The following is a 14,611-nucleotide window of genomic DNA, read 5'->3' on the forward strand; positions in this document are numbered from 1 at the left end:
GGTCAGTCGTTGGCGTGCAGGGCGGCGTTGAGTTCGATGCCGTGACCGGTGCGGGGACGGGCCTCCAGAGCCCCGGTCAGCGAGTTGCGCCAGAAGAGCAGCCCGGCCACGCCGGAAAGCTCGCGGGCCTTGACCACCTTCCCGTCCGGCAGGCTGATCTTCGAGCCGGCGGTGATGTAGCAACCCGCTTCGACCACGCAGTCGTCGCCGAGCGAGATGCCGATTCCGGCGTTCGCGCCGAGCAGGCTGCGCTCGCCGATGCGTACCTTCTCGGTGCCGCCGCCGGAGAGGGTGCCCATGATCGAGGCGCCCGCGCCGACGTCCGAGCCGTCGCCGACCACGACCCCGGCGACGATCCGCCCCTCCACCATCGAGGTTCCGAGCGTGCCGGCGTTGAAGTTGCAGAAGCCCTCGTGCATGACGGTGGTGCCGGAGGCCAGGTGGGCGCCGAGCCGGACCCGGTCGGCGTCGGCGATCCGGACGCCGGAGGGCACCACGTAGTCGGTCATCCGGGGGAACTTGTCCACCCCGTACACGGCGAGGTGACGCCCGGCGGCGCGCTCGATGACGCGCAACTCGTCGACCCGGTCCGGCGGGCACGGCCCGGCAGAGGTCCAGGCCACGTTCGCCAACTGCCCGAAGATGCCGTCGAGGTTCAGCTCGTTCGGGCGGACCAGGCGGTGGGAGAGCAGGTGCAACCGCAGGTACGCGTCGGAGGCGTCCTTGATCGGGTCGGCCAGCGAGCCGATCTCGGTGATCACCACCACGGTACGGAGTCCCGGCAGGGCCCGTTCGCCGACCGCCCCCGGCGGCAGGTCGAGTACGTCCGCCTGCTCCTCGCCGGGCACCAGTGGCAGCTCGCCCAGGCCGAGTTTGCCGGTCGGGTACCAGGTGTCGAGCACCTGGCCCTCGGCGGTGATGGTGGCCAGGCCGATACCCCAGGCGGGCTGCGCGGTCGTCACTGAGTCATCCTTCGTGTCTGTGGGTCTCGGGCCGGCTTCGCCCAGACGGGGAGCTTCGGACCCTGGCCGATTGTCGCTCGCGGAGGGCAGGCCCGGTGTGAACTCGGGGCCGACAAGTCACGGACAGCACAGCTCGACAGCTCAGTCCGCGCCCGCACAATCTTGACGGTACCGTGCCGAGCATGGAGAACCCGCTGACCCCCGAGGTGTTGGCCGATCCGGTCGCGTTGACCCGCGCCCTGGTCGACATCGAGTCCGTCTCGCTCAACGAGAAGGAGATCGCGCACCACGTCGAGGAGGTGCTGCGGTCGGTTCCGTACCTGGATGTGCGGCGGCACCAGAACACCGTGATGGCCCGTACCGACCTGGGCCGTTCGCAGCGGGTGGTGTTGGCCGGGCACCTGGACACGGTGCCGTTGAACGACAACTTCCCGTCGACCCAGGACGGCGACCTGATCTACGGCTGCGGCACCTCGGACATGAAGTCCGGGGTGGCGTACGCCCTGCACCTGGCGACCACCCTGGCCGAGCCCCGGTACGACGTGACGTACCTGTTCTACGAGGCGGAGGAGATCGACAGCCGGTACAACGGGCTGAACCTGGTCGCCCAGGCGCACCCGGAGTGGCTGACCGCCGACTTCGCGGTGCTGCTCGAACCGACGTACGGCGTGGTCGAGGCGGGCTGCCAGGGGACGTTGCGGGCGATGGTGGTGACCACCGGCCGGCGGGCCCACGCGGCCCGGTCCTGGCGTGGGGTGAACGCGATCCACGCGGCGGGCGCGGCGCTGGACCGGTTGGCCGAGTACCAGGCCCGTACGGTCACCATCGACGGATGTGTCTACCGCGAGGGGCTGAACGCGGTGGGCATCCACGGTGGGGTGGCCGGCAACGTGGTGCCGGACCGGTGCGAGGTCGAGGTCAATTTCCGGTTCGCGCCGGACCGCTCGCCGGCTGAGGCCGAGGCACACGTACGCGAGGTCTTCGCCGGTCTGGAGGTCAACCTGGTCGACGTGGCCGCTGGTGCGCTGCCCGGCCTGACCGCGCCGCCGGCCCAGGAGTTCCTGGAAGCGGTCGGCGAGGCGCCGGTGGCGAAGCTCGGGTGGACCGACGTCTCCCGGTTCGCGGCGCTCGGCATTCCGGCGCTGAACTTCGGACCGGGCGACCCCAACCTGGCCCACGCCCCGGACGAGCATGTCGAGATCGGCAAGATCCGCGACGGTGCCGCCACCCTGCACCGCTGGCTCGCGCCGGCCTGAGCCGGCTGGCTCAGGTCACCGGTGACTCAGTTGACCTCGCCGTGACCGCCGGGGCTCTCCGCCGCGACGGTCGAGTGGTCGAACGTGCGGTCGTCGGGCAGGTCCTGCTGACGGGCCAGCCGCCGTTCGGCCACCACGGCGCGGATTCGCTGGTGCATCTGTCGCCGGAGCCGGAGGATCTCGTTGTTGTTGATCACGGTTGCGCCTCCCCCCAAAGGTGTCCGGCGGCGCTGCCGGACTCGGTGCATACCTGGTATGTGAATAGTAAGACGCATTGGAGGCGTATTCGGTTGCGCTGCTCGCCACACTTTCCTGCCGGAAGCCCTGATCGTCGTGGTTTTCCCGGCGACGGGGTGAGTGGCGTACGGCACCGTGCCCTCCCACTACCGTGGAGCGCATGAGCCACAGCAAGGGACGAAGCGGCAGGGCCCGTGGGCCGGAACGGAACGCCGGTGGGGTCACCCTTCGTCGGGACGCCATTCCGGGGAGTACGGCCGACCAGCGCCTACTCGACTCACGTACCCGGGGCGACTGGAAGACCAAGGACGCCTGGCGCGCCCTGCGGATCCTCTCCGAGTTCGTCGAGGGCTTCGACACCCTGGCTGACCTGCCGCCGGCGGTGAGCGTCTTCGGCTCCGCCCGCAGCCTGCCGGACAGCGACGAGTGCAAACTGGCCGAGGAGTTGGGTGCCGCCCTCGCCCGAGCCGGTTACACGGTGATCACCGGCGGTGGGCCGGGCGTGATGGAGGCGGCCAACCGGGGCGCCACCGAAGCCGGCGGACTCTCCGTCGGACTCGGCATCGAGCTTCCGTTCGAGCAGGGCATCAACGACTGGGTCGACATGGCGATCGACTTCCGCTACTTCTTCGCCCGCAAGACCATGTTCGTCAAGTACGCGCAGGCGTTCGTCGTACTGCCCGGTGGGTTCGGCACCATGGACGAACTCTTCGAGGCGCTCACCCTGGTCCAGACCGGCAAGGTCACCCGGTTCCCGGTGGTGCTGATGGGCGAGGCGTACTGGAGCGGGCTGCTCGCCTGGCTGCGTGACACCCTCGCCACCAGCGGCAAGATCGGTGCCGCCGACCTCGAATTGATACTGGTCACCGATGATGTCGCCACCGCGGTCGGGCATATCATCGATGCGGACGCGGCACTCGCCGCGGAGCAGGAAGCGCTTCAGGAGTCGGCCATCGCCCAGGCGGGCGCCGACCAGCAGGCCGCTTCCACCACCCGTCGGGAGGACTGAGTCGATGGCCGCGATCTGCGTCTTCTGTGCTTCTTCCCGTACGCTCGACCAGCGCTGGCTCGACCTCGCCACGGTGACCGGCGGTGAACTGGCCCGGCGCGGCCACACCCTGGTCTCCGGCGGGGGTTGCGTCGGCATGATGGGCGCGGTGGCCGACGGGGCGCGCGCCGCCGGTGGCCACACCCTCGGCATCATCCCGCAGGCGCTGGTCGACCTGGAGGTCGCCGACCTGCACGCGGACGAACTGGTGATCACCGACGGCATGGCCAGCCGCAAGACCGCGATGATCGACAAGTCGGACGCCTTCCTCACCCTGCCCGGTGGGCTCGGCACCCTGGACGAACTCTTCGAGGTCTGGACGATGGCGACCCTGTCCATGCACCACAAGCCGGTGGTCCTGCTCGACCAGGACGGTTTCTACTCCGGCCTGGTCGACTGGCTCAACGGGCTCGCCCCCGGCAGTTTCGCCCGGAAGCCGGCGATGGACCTGCTGGTGGTGGTCAACTCGGTGCCGGCCGCGCTCGACGCGATCGAGGCCCGCCTCGGCTGACGTTCTCGGTTAGGAAGGGCCCCTTCTACAACGGAAAGCGATAACAAGGGGCCCTTCCTTCGGGGCGACGTCGGGGCGGCATGGTGTGATGGGCGGCGTGCAGGCGTACCGGCTGGTCCGTCGGCCGGCTGAGGCCGAGCCGGCGCGGATCGACGATCCCCGGCAACGGGAGGTCGTCGCGCACACGGACGGGCCGCTGCTCGTACTCGGTGGGCCGGGCACCGGCAAGACCAGCACCCTGGTCGAGTCGGTGGTCGCACGGGTGACCGAGGGCACCGACCCGGAACAGATCCTGGTGCTGACCTTCGGTCGGCGTTCCGCCACCGCACTGCGCCACCGGATCGAGGCCCGGGTGACCGGGGTTGCCGCCCGGGTGATGCACGAACCACTGGTACGTACCTTCCCCGCGTACGCGTACGGCCTGCTGCGCCGGGCCGCCGCCGAGCGCGGCGAGCCGTCGCCTCGGCTGCTCACCGGTCCCGAACAGGACCTGATCATCCGTGAGCTGCTCGACGTGGTCGACGAGCACGGGGCTGCCGGGCCCGGGGCCGCTGGGCGCGGGGTCGACGAGCGCGGGACCGGCGGGAACGGGACCGGCGAGCGCGGGACCGGCGACCCGGACGGTCCGGCCGACCGGGTCGGCTGGCCGGAGCAACTACGGCCGGCGCTGCGCACCCGAGCCTTCGCCGAACAGTTGCGCGACCTGATGCAACGCGCCGCCGAACGCGGAGTAGGCCCCGTCGAACTGGCCCGGCTCGGGGAACGGTTGGGCCGAGCCGACTGGCCGGCCGCGGCCCGCTTCCTCCGCGAGTACGTCGCCGTCCTCGCGCTGCGCGACGCGACCAGCCGAGGCTCGATCGCGTACGACCCCGCCGAACTGGTCCGGGCCGCCATCGGACTGCTCACCGACGACCCGGAACTGCTGGCCGGTGTCCGGCGCCGGCTGGCGTACGTCTACGTCGACGAACTCGCCGACACCGACCCCGCCCAGCTCGAACTGCTCGCCCTGGTGGCCGGTGGCGGCAAGTCACTGGTCGCGTTCGCCGATCCCGACTCCTCCACGTACGCCTTCCGGGGTGCCGACCCGGCAGGCGTCACCAACTTCCCACTCCGGTTCCGTACCGCCTCCGGGGCGGCGGCCCGGACCGTCCTGCTCGGCACCGGCTACCGCACCGGGGCCGGTCTGCTGGCCGCCACCGCACGGGTCGCCCGACGGCTGCGGGGACCGATCGCACACCGGCAACTCGCGCCGCTGCCCGACGTCGAACCCGGCACCGTGCAGGTCCGTACGTTCCGTTCCGCGACCAGCGAGTCGGCGTACCTGGCGCACGCCCTGCGCTCCGCTCACCTGATCGACGGAATGCCCTGGTCCCGGATGGCGGTGCTGGTCCGTTCGGCACCCCGGCAGCTTCCCTCGTTGCAGCGTGCGCTCCAGGCAGCCGGGGTGCCGACCGTCGTGCACGCCGAGGACCTGCCGCTGCACCTGCAACCGGCGGTGGCGCCGCTGTTGCTGCTGCTGCGGTGCGCGCTGGAGCCGGACCGGCTGGACGAGGAGGCCGCCGTCGCGTTGCTGCACTCGCCGCTCGGTGGTGCGGACCCGCTCGCCGAGCGGCGGTTGCGACAGGGGCTGCGGGCGTTGGCGCTGGCCGCCGGCGACCGCCGGCCCTCGGGAGAGCTGCTGGTCGAGGCGCTGCGTGACCCGGCCGAGCTGGCCGCCATCGAGCGCCGGTGGGCCGAGCCGGCCCAGGCGGTCGCCGGCCTGCTCGCCACCGCTCGGGAGGCTGCCGCGGCCCCCGGTGCCACCGCCGAGCAGGTGCTCTGGGCGGTCTGGCACGGCAGTGGGCTGGCCGAGCGCTGGTCCGGCGCGATCAGCCGGGACCGGACGAGCGCCGAGGGGGAGAACGCGCCCCGGTGGCGGGCTGCCGCCGCCGACCGGGACCTGGACGCGATCGTGGTCCTCTTCGACGCGGCGGCGAGGTTCGTCGACCGGCTGCCGGGCGCCCGTACCGAGGTGTTCCTCGATCACGTGTTGGGCCAGCATCTGCCCGCCGACACGCTCGCGCCGAGCGCCGATCCCGGCGACGCGGTCCGGTTGCTCACCGCACACGCCGCGAAGGGCCTCGAATGGGACCTGGTCGCGGTGGTCGGCGTACAGGAGGGAACCTGGCCGGACCTGCGGTTGCGGGGCAGCCTGCTCGGCTCGGAGCGGCTGGTCGAGGTGCTGGCGGGCCGCTCGGACGGCAGCGGGCTGGCGGCGAGCCTGGTCGGGCAGACCTCGGCGTTACTGGACGAGGAGCGCCGGCTCTTCTACGTGGCGGTCAGCCGGGCCCGGCGTCGGCTGCTGGTCAGCGCCGTCGCGTCGGCGGCGGTCGGCGGACTCGACTACGAGGAGCAGCCGAGCCGGTTCCTCTACGAGCTGGCACCGCCCGCCGATCCGGGCCCGGAACCGGTCGGTTCGCGCGGTGGGCCGAATTCGCGCGGCGGGCCGGGTGCGGACGGCGGCGGTGCGCCGGGATCGGACGGCGGCGGTGCGCCGGGGTCGGACGGGCCGGGCGGGGAGGACGCGGTGGCCGGGGAGGAACCGGTCGAACTGCCGGTGGAGCGCCCGCCCCGGGCACTCACGCTGCCGGCGCTGGTGGCGGAGCTGCGTACCGTGCTCGTCGACCCGGCCACGACCGACCAGCGGCGGCAGGCCGCCGCGGCCGAGCTGGCCCGGCTCGCCGCCGCGGGTGTGCCCGGTGCCCACCCGGACGACTGGTGGGGGCTGCGCGCCCTCTCGGACGACCGGCCGCTGGTCGACGAGGGTGAGCCGGTCAAGGTCACTCCCTCCACGATGGAGAGCGCGCTGCGGTGCAGCCTGCGCTGGCTGCTGGAACGACACGGCGGCGCCGCCCCGGCCAGCGGTGCGCAGGGGGTCGGGAACCTGGTTCACGCCGCCGCGATGCTCGCCGAGGACGCCAGCGCCGACCGGGCCCAGCTCATCGAGTACGTGACCGCCCGGTTCGACGTGATCGACCTGGCCGCCCGCTGGATGGTCGGCCCGGAGCGGCAGCGGGCCGAGGCAATGGTCGACAAGCTGCTCCGGTGGTTGGCCAGCAACCCGCGCCGGTTGCTCGCCATCGAGCACGAGTTCGCGGTACGGCTCGACGACCCCAGCCGACCGATCGAGCTGACCGGCCGGGTGGACCGGCTTGAGGTCGACGCCGACGGGCGGCTGGTCGTGATCGACCTCAAGACCGGCAAGTCGACTGCGGTGACCGGCACCGAGCTGGCCGAACATCCACAGCTCGGTGCGTACCAGGCCGCAGTGGAGGCGGGGGCGTTCGCCGAGTTCGGTGACTCCTCCGGCGGGGCGGCGCTGGTGCAGCTCGGTACCGGCACCAAGGATGCGAAAGAGCAGGGTCAGGCCCCGGTCGGCACCGGCGACGAGTCTGACTGGGCGCGGGCCATGGTCCGGCGTACCGCCGATACGATGGCCGCTTCGACCTTCGCCGCCGTGGCCAACAGCAAGTGTCGGGTCTGCCCGGTACGGACCAGTTGCCCGATCTCGGGCAAGGGGCGCCAGGTGGTCGAACCACCGGCCCGGCGGCCCGGGATGACGCCGCCGACCCAGCGTGGAGAGCGGGATTGAGCCAGTCGTCACTCTTCGCCGCCCCGGCACCGCCGCCGTCGCGGACACCCGACTCCGGACCGCGTTACACCCCGGTCGAGCTGGCCAAACTTCTGCGGCTGCACGCGCCGACCCGGGAACAGGCGGCGATCATCGCCGCGCCGGTCGAACCGCTGCTGGTCGTAGCCGGTGCCGGCTCGGGCAAGACCGAGACGATGGCCGCCCGGGTGGTCTGGCTGGTCGCCAACGGGTACGTCCGACCGGAGCAGGTGCTCGGCCTCACCTTCACCCGAAAGGCCGCCGGAGAACTCGCGCACCGCATCCGTACCCGGCTCGACCAGCTCGTACGGCGGCTCGGCCGGGATCGCCGCGACCCCGCCGGTGACCTGCTCGGCGGCGAACCGACGGTGGCGACGTACCACTCGTACGCGGCCCGGATCGTCACCGAGCACGGGCTCCGGGCCGGATACGAGCCCTCCACCCGGTTGCTCACCGAGGCGTCCCGCTGGCAGCTCGCCGACCTGCTGGTCCGCACGTACGACGGGGACATGTCCGAGGTCGACCGGATGCCGAGCACGATCACCGACGCCGTACTGGCACTCGCCGGTGAGTTGGCCGAGCACCTGGTCACCCCGGACGAGTTGGCCGCCTGGACAGGCAGGTTCTACGCCGAGGTCAGCTCGCAGCCCGGCAAGATCTACGCCGACGTACGCAAGGCACTGAAGATCCAGCAGATCCGACTCAAGCTGATGCCCCTGGTGCGCGCCTACGACCAGCGCAAGGACGACTTCGAGGCGATGGACTTCGGCGACCAGATGGCGCGGGCGGCCCGGGTGGCCCGCGACCATCCGGAGGTCGGCACGATCGAGCGTGAGCGTTACCGGGTGGTGCTGCTCGACGAGTACCAGGACACCAGCCACGCCCAGGTGGTCCTGCTGCGCGCCCTCTACGGCGGGGGACACCCGGTGACCGCCGTCGGCGACCCGTGCCAGTCGATCTACGGCTGGCGCGGGGCGAGCGCCGGCACCCTGGACCGCTTTCCGACCGAGTTCGCGCCCGCCGGTGGCGGTGCCGCGCGCACCCTGACGCTCAGCACGAGCTGGCGCAACCGGCCGGAGATCCTGGGCGTGGCCAACGGGCTCGCGGTCGCGTTGCGGGCCGCCGGAGCGCAGGTCAGTGAGTTGGGCGCGGCGCTGCGGGTGGACGATCCGATCCCCGGGTGGACCGCCCGCGGGGCCGCCGCCGGCACCGTGCACTGTGCGCTGCTGCCGACGTACGAGGAAGAGGCGGACTGGATCGCGGAGAGCGTGCTCGCCGCGTGGCGTGGCGCGGCACGGATGCCGGGGGTGTTGCCCGAGCACATTCCAGTTGACCGCCGCCCGAGCACCGCGGTGCTGGTCCGGGTCCGCAGTCAGATCCCGGCGATCGAGGCGGCGCTGCGCGAACGGGGTCTGCCGGTCGAGGTGGTGGGGCTCGGTGGCCTGCTCGACACCCCGGAGGTCCGAGACGTGGTCTGCACCCTGCGGGTGCTGGCCGACCCGACCGACGGGGCCGCACTGCTCCGGCTCCTCACCGGGGCCCGGTGGCGGATCGGACCCCGGGACCTGGTCGCGCTGCATCGGCGGGCGCGGGCGATCGCCGCGTCCCGTCGGGAGTTGCCGCGCGCCGATGTCGAGCCGGAGATCACCACCGACCGGTTGGACGAGGCGACCCTGGTCGAGGCGCTGGCCGACCTGGGGCCGGCGCAGGCGTACTCCGCCGAGGGCTACGCCCGGCTGCGGGCGTACGGCCTGGAGCTGGGTTTGCTGCGGCACCGGCTGGACCAGTCCCTGCCCGACCTGGTGGCCGACGTGGAGCGGACCATCGGCCTGGAGGTGGAGGTCGCGGTCCGGGCCGGTACGGACGGTCGGGGCGGGGACGCCGGCCTCGCCCGGGGCCACCTGGACGCCCTCGGCGACGTTGCCGCCCGGTTCTCCGGTGACTCGACCAACGCCTCCCTCCCCGGCTTCCTGGCGTTCCTTGCCGCCGCCGAGGAGGAGGAGCGAGGGTTGGCTCCGGGGGAACTGGAGGTGGTCGAGGGGGCGGTGCAGATCGTCACCGCGCACGCCGCGAAGGGGCTGGAGTGGGACGTGGTCGCAGTCGCCGGGCTCACCCGCGGTGTCTGGCCCGGCCCGGTCCGTAACTCCGACCACTACCTGTTCGGTCTGGGGGTGTTGCCGTTCCCCTTGCGCGGGGACGCGGACGGGCTGCCGTTGCTGGAGCTCGACGAGGTGGCCGACCAGAAGGGCGTGGCGAAGGCGCTGACCGCGTTCACCGAGCAGTGGCGGGCCCATGACGAGCGAGAGGAGCGGCGGCTCGCGTACGTCGCGGTCACCCGCCCCCGGCGGTTGCTGCTCTGCTCCGGTTACTGGTGGGGCGAGGGCGCGAAGCTGGCCCGGGGGCCGTCGGTCTTCCTCCGCGAGGTGTACGACCGCTGCCTCACCGGTGACGGTTACGTGATCGACGCGTGGGCGCCGGAGCCGGCGGGTGACGCGGTCAACCCGACGACCGAGGTGGTGGTACGGGCGGAGTGGCCGGCCGATCCGCTCGGCGGCCGGCGGCCTGCGATGGCCGAGGCGGCGGCCCTGGTGCGCCGTCACCTGACCGCCGACGTGCCGGTCGACCCGGTGCTCCCGGACCCGACGACGGTCGACCCGGTCTCCTCCGTTCCGGCGGTGGTCGAGGTGTCCCCTGTCCCGGCGGTGGTCGATCCGGATCTGGAGCGGTGGCGCCGGGAGACGGACCTGCTCCTTGCCGAACGGGCGGAACTCGCCGCGCGGGTCGGGCCGATCGAGGTCGCGCTCCCTGGGCACCTCTCTGTCTCACAGTTGGTGGCGCTGCGTCGCGATCCGTACACACTGGCCCGTACGCTGCGCCGGCCGATGCCGGCCCGGCCGGACCCGTACGCCCGCCGGGGCACCGCCTTCCACGCCTGGTTGGAGCAGCGGTTCGGGGCTGACCGGCTGCTCGACATCGACGAGCTGCCCGGGGCGGCCGACTCCGACGCCGCGCCGGACGAGGCGCTCGCCGAGTTGCGGGAGCGCTTCCTTGCCAGCGAGTGGGCAGACCGGGTTCCGGTCGAGGTGGAGGTGCCGTTTGCCACAGTGGTCGCCGGCGTGGTCGTACGGGGCCGGATGGACGCGGTCTTCGCCGGGCCGGGCAGCCGGTTCGACGTGATCGACTGGAAGACCGGCCGGTTGCCGGTCGGCCCGGCGGCGGACGCGGCGGCGGTGCAGTTGGCCGCGTACCGGCTGGCCTGGGCGGAGCTTGCCGGGGTGCCGTTGGAGCAGGTACGGGCCGCTTTCCACTACGTACGCGAGGGGACGACGGTGCGTCCGGTCGACCTGCTCGATGCGGACGGGTTGGCTGCCCTGGTCAATGCTCTGCCGGCAGCTTGATGACCTTTCCGGGTTGTCCGTGCTATGCTGACCTGGTTGCAGTTTTGGTTCCCAGAGACTCTGTGTGCGCCTGCGGGATTGTGACCCCAGGCGCTCTTTGTTATGTCCGGAGTTCTCCGGGCGGGGCGACCAGGGGGCGACACCGATCCGCGCCTACCGGCGCGGGCGATTCTCTTCGGCCCGCAAAAGTGCGGGACCGATCGTTCCGTCAAGGAGACGAAACAAATGGCAATTGGCACCGTCAAGTGGTTCAACGCTGACAAGGGCTTCGGCTTCATCACCCCGGACGGCGGCGGCGCCGACGTCTTCGCCCACTTCTCGGCGATCCAGTCCTCCGGCTACCGGAGCCTGGACGAGAACCAGCGGGTCGAGTTCGAGGTGACCCAGGGCCAGAAGGGCCCGCAGGCCGAGAACATCCGGCCGCTCTGAACCCTGTCCCACCCAGTCGCGTCCGCCCGGCCCGGGGGCATGCTGTCGCAGCCTGCTCCCCGCCGCCGGGCGGCGTGACACCTGTTCGACTCTGCCGCGCCCGCCGGGCGCGGTGACGTGACCGGCCCGCGCCATGCTGGCGCGGGCCGGCCCCGCGTTTACCCTTCGGTTCGTGCTTGCGACCGCTGGTGGAGCCCGTTGGCTCCCGGCGGCAGTGCCCCACGGGCACCTTCCTCGACACGTGCCGTCTTGAGGAAGGTCCCACCCATGACCCATGCCGTCGCGTCGTTTGCCGACGCCCCGCTGGCACCCGCACTGCATACGGCGCTCGTCGCGAACGGGATCACCGAACCGTTCCCGATCCAGTCCGCCACCCTGCCCGACTCGCTCGCCGGTCGGGACGTACTCGGCCGGGGGCGGACCGGCTCCGGCAAGACGCTCGCCTTCGGTCTGCCGCTGCTCTCCCGTACCGCCGGCCGCCGGGCCCGGCCCGGTCAGCCGCTGGCCCTGGTCCTGGTCCCCACCCGCGAGTTGGCCCAGCAGGTCACGACCGCGCTCGCGCCGTACGCCCGCGCGGTCAACCTGCGCTGCGTCACCGTCGTCGGCGGCCTCTCGTTGCAGCGTCAGGCCGACGCCCTGCGCGCCGGTGCCGAGGTGGTCATCGCCACCCCGGGTCGGCTCGCCGACCTGACCAACCGGGGTGACTGCCGGCTCGACCAGGTGACGATCACCGTGCTCGACGAGGCCGACCAGATGGCCGACATGGGCTTCCTGCCGCAGGTCACCAAGTTGTTGGAGCAGGTGGCGCCGAACGGGCAGCGAATGCTCTTCTCCGCCACCCTGGACCGGGGCGTGGACCGGCTGGTGCGCCGGTTCCTGACCGATCCGGTGTCACACTCGGTGGACCCGGGGACCGCCACGGTCACCGCGATGACCCACCACCTGCTGCACCTGGACGCGGCCGACAAGGCCGCCACCACCACCCAGATCGCTGCCCGGGACGGCCGGACCATCCTGTTCACGGGTACGAAGCACCGCGCTGACCGGCTGGCCCGGCAGTTGCTGGCCAGTGGCGTACGCGCCGCGGCTCTGCACGGTGGTAAGTCGCAGCCGCAGCGGACCCGGGTGCTGGAGCAGTTCCGCAACGGTCAGGTGACCGCCCTGGTCGCCACCGACGTGGCGGCCCGTGGCATCCACGTCGACGGTCTGGACCTGGTGGTCAACGTGGACCCGCCGACCGAGGCGAAGGACTACCTGCACCGGGGTGGGCGTACGGCCCGCGCGGGTGAGGCGGGTGCCGTGGTCACCCTGGTCCTGCCCGACCAGCGTCGCGACATGGCCCGGTTGATGGCGACCGCCGGGATCCGGCCGGAGTCGGCCCAGGTGCGCCCGGGTGACGAGGAACTGGTCCGGGTGACCGGTGCGCGGGTGCCGTCGGGCGTGCCGGTTACCGTCGCCGCGCCGAAGCCGGCCCCGGCTTCCGGCCAGGCCGGAGCCGCTGCCCGTACCCAGCACCGAGGCTCCGGGCGTCCCCGCCGGCCGCGTCGCCCCACCGCGCCTCGCGCCTCCTGACCTGGTATTACGCGTCACTCTGATCGTCTGGGGAACCGGGCCGGCCGTTTACGGCCGGCCCGGTTCACTCTGGACCTCCGACGACTGGCGTGGGGGTCCGGGGACCGGGAGTGCGAGCGCGGAACACCGATCGGTTCATCCGATTGCGTCCGATGGATGACTGCGCTGTGTCCGGTTATGCGTGATCCTGTTCCATGGGGAGTTGGCGGGCTGGTCGAACGGGCTCCCCGATGGGGAGGTCGTCATGATCTTGACTGCCGGTCCGGGGGCGGTACGCGAAATCCTGGTGGTGCTCGCGGTCGCGCTCAGCGGACTGCTCCTCGCCCTGATCGCCGCCTTCACTCCCTGGTACCAAGCCCCGATCGAGCCTGCCCGTCCGCAGGTGGCGGAGCTACAGGCGCCACCGGGTGGAGCCGGCGACATGGAGTCGGACGTCGCGGGTTCCCGCTGAACCGGACTCCCCGGTCCCGGTCGAAGTGGACCGTTGGCCGCTTCACGGCTCATCGGCCGGTGGTGTTGACTGATGAAGATGTCTGCCCCGACCCCGCCCGAACCACCGTCTCGGTCCACGCCCGGCTCGGCCCGGACGTCCGGTCCGGTCTGGACGGCGGGTCCGGTTACCCGACTCGGCGATCAGTTCGCGGTGCCTACCGTCGATCCGGTGTCGGCCCCGGTCGGGCGCTCGGTGCGGGAGAGGCTGCGACTGTGGTGGTTCGCTGGAGCGGCCGGCGGGGTGTTGGTCATCGGTCTGGTGGTGGTCCTGGCGATCACCCTCGCCGGGAACCCGCGTCCGTTCGGTGAGGACTTCTCCGCGCCGGCCGACCTCCGGCCGCCACTGGCCCGGATGTGTCCGCTGCCCGCCGTGTCCGGACCGGTCCCGGAGCCGTCCGTGCCGCTCGACCCACCGGAACTCCCGTCGCCGCCGGTCGGGTCCGCGCCCACCTCGGCACCTGCTGTCGAGCGGCGTACGGTCGACGAGGAGGCGGGCATTTCGTACACCGAGTACCCCGCGCCGTGGCAGCCGTGGGAGACGGTGTGGAACGCCGGCGCCCTGGAGGTGCCGTACCGGATGGGCCAGCACTTCGTCACCGAGCCGGCGTACGACGGGTTCAGCGACTACCACGCCTCGATCCTCTCCGCCGCTGTTCCGGCGGCCGAGAACGACGCACTCACCTTCGACCTCGAATGTGTGGGCCGACGGGTCGCGGCGGACGTACGGGCCGAGTACTACCCGCAGCCGAGCCGGATGGAGCTGTTTCGCGACGAGCGGACCATGCTCGGTGGTCGACCAGCCTGGGTGACCGTGTTCCGGTTGCACTTCAGCCGGCCCGGACTCCGGGCGACCGACGAGTTGGCTGCGGTCGCCTGTGTCGACGTCGGGCGGGCGACCGCCGCGATCCTCTACGTCTCCGTGCCCGGCACGCATCGTCAGTGGGACTGGATCGTCGAGGACGCCCTCGCCTCGGTTCGCCCGGTCTGACCCCATCCGGGTCCGGCCCGGCATCCACCGGTCGCGCCGACTTTCTCACCAGAGCTAGCCGACTTTCTC

Annotated in this window: 11 protein-coding genes; 9 read left to right on the forward strand and 2 right to left on the reverse strand. The window is 72.2% G+C overall.

What is annotated here, in order from left to right:
* Positions 1-2: 2 nt before the first annotated feature.
* A complete protein-coding gene (dapD, locus tag ACIBF5_RS27625) occupies positions 3-962 on the reverse strand; it encodes a 2,3,4,5-tetrahydropyridine-2,6-dicarboxylate N-succinyltransferase (RefSeq protein WP_396815804.1) in 960 nt (319 codons plus the stop codon).
* A gap of 182 nt (positions 963-1,144) precedes the next feature.
* On the opposite strand from dapD, the gene dapE reads away from it, so the two are divergent.
* Complete coding sequence (dapE, locus tag ACIBF5_RS27630; protein ID WP_396815805.1) at positions 1,145-2,218, forward strand: succinyl-diaminopimelate desuccinylase; 1,074 nt, start codon at positions 1,145-1,147, stop codon at positions 2,216-2,218.
* A 26-nt stretch (positions 2,219-2,244) separates the two neighbouring features.
* Here the strand turns inward: dapE and ACIBF5_RS27635 are convergent, their stop codons facing one another.
* Positions 2,245-2,415 carry a hypothetical protein gene (locus ACIBF5_RS27635; RefSeq protein WP_396815806.1) on the reverse strand — a complete coding sequence of 57 codons (171 nt, stop codon included), beginning with the start codon at positions 2,413-2,415 and terminating at the stop codon, positions 2,245-2,247.
* A 200-nt stretch (positions 2,416-2,615) separates the two neighbouring features.
* Between ACIBF5_RS27635 and ACIBF5_RS27640 the strand changes: the two genes are divergently transcribed.
* The 8 genes from ACIBF5_RS27640 (at position 2,616) to ACIBF5_RS27675 (ending at position 14,542) form a co-directional block, all read left to right on the forward strand.
* Complete coding sequence (locus ACIBF5_RS27640; RefSeq protein WP_396815808.1) at positions 2,616-3,464, forward strand: TIGR00730 family Rossman fold protein; 849 nt, start codon at positions 2,616-2,618, stop codon at positions 3,462-3,464.
* A gap of 4 nt (positions 3,465-3,468) precedes the next feature.
* On the forward strand, positions 3,469-4,014 hold the full coding sequence (locus ACIBF5_RS27645; protein WP_396815809.1) for a TIGR00730 family Rossman fold protein: 546 nt from the start codon (positions 3,469-3,471) through the stop codon (positions 4,012-4,014).
* Between the two features lie 97 nt (positions 4,015-4,111).
* A complete protein-coding gene (locus ACIBF5_RS27650) occupies positions 4,112-7,645 on the forward strand; it encodes an ATP-dependent helicase (RefSeq protein WP_396815858.1) in 3,534 nt (1,177 codons plus the stop codon).
* On the forward strand, positions 7,642-11,061 hold the full coding sequence (locus ACIBF5_RS27655) for a UvrD-helicase domain-containing protein (RefSeq protein WP_396815810.1): 3,420 nt from the start codon (positions 7,642-7,644) through the stop codon (positions 11,059-11,061). The genes ACIBF5_RS27650 and ACIBF5_RS27655 overlap by 4 nt, the downstream gene beginning before the upstream one ends.
* A gap of 225 nt (positions 11,062-11,286) precedes the next feature.
* Positions 11,287-11,490: a cold-shock protein gene (locus ACIBF5_RS27660; RefSeq protein WP_007464836.1), complete on the forward strand. Its 204-nt coding sequence runs from the start codon at positions 11,287-11,289 to the stop codon at positions 11,488-11,490.
* Positions 11,491-11,757: 267 nt separating this feature from the next.
* Positions 11,758-13,062 carry a DEAD/DEAH box helicase gene (locus ACIBF5_RS27665; RefSeq protein ID WP_396815811.1) on the forward strand — a complete coding sequence of 435 codons (1,305 nt, stop codon included), beginning with the start codon at positions 11,758-11,760 and terminating at the stop codon, positions 13,060-13,062.
* 244 nt (positions 13,063-13,306) lie between these two features.
* Complete coding sequence (locus tag ACIBF5_RS27670) at positions 13,307-13,513, forward strand: hypothetical protein (protein ID WP_396815812.1); 207 nt, start codon at positions 13,307-13,309, stop codon at positions 13,511-13,513.
* 210 nt (positions 13,514-13,723) lie between these two features.
* Positions 13,724-14,542: a hypothetical protein gene (locus ACIBF5_RS27675; protein WP_396815813.1), complete on the forward strand. Its 819-nt coding sequence runs from the start codon at positions 13,724-13,726 to the stop codon at positions 14,540-14,542.
* Positions 14,543-14,611: the final 69 nt, after the last annotated feature.

It is taken from the genome of Micromonospora sp. NPDC050417 (genome assembly GCF_044458865.1).
Lineage (GTDB): Bacteria > Actinomycetota > Actinomycetes > Mycobacteriales > Micromonosporaceae > Micromonospora_G.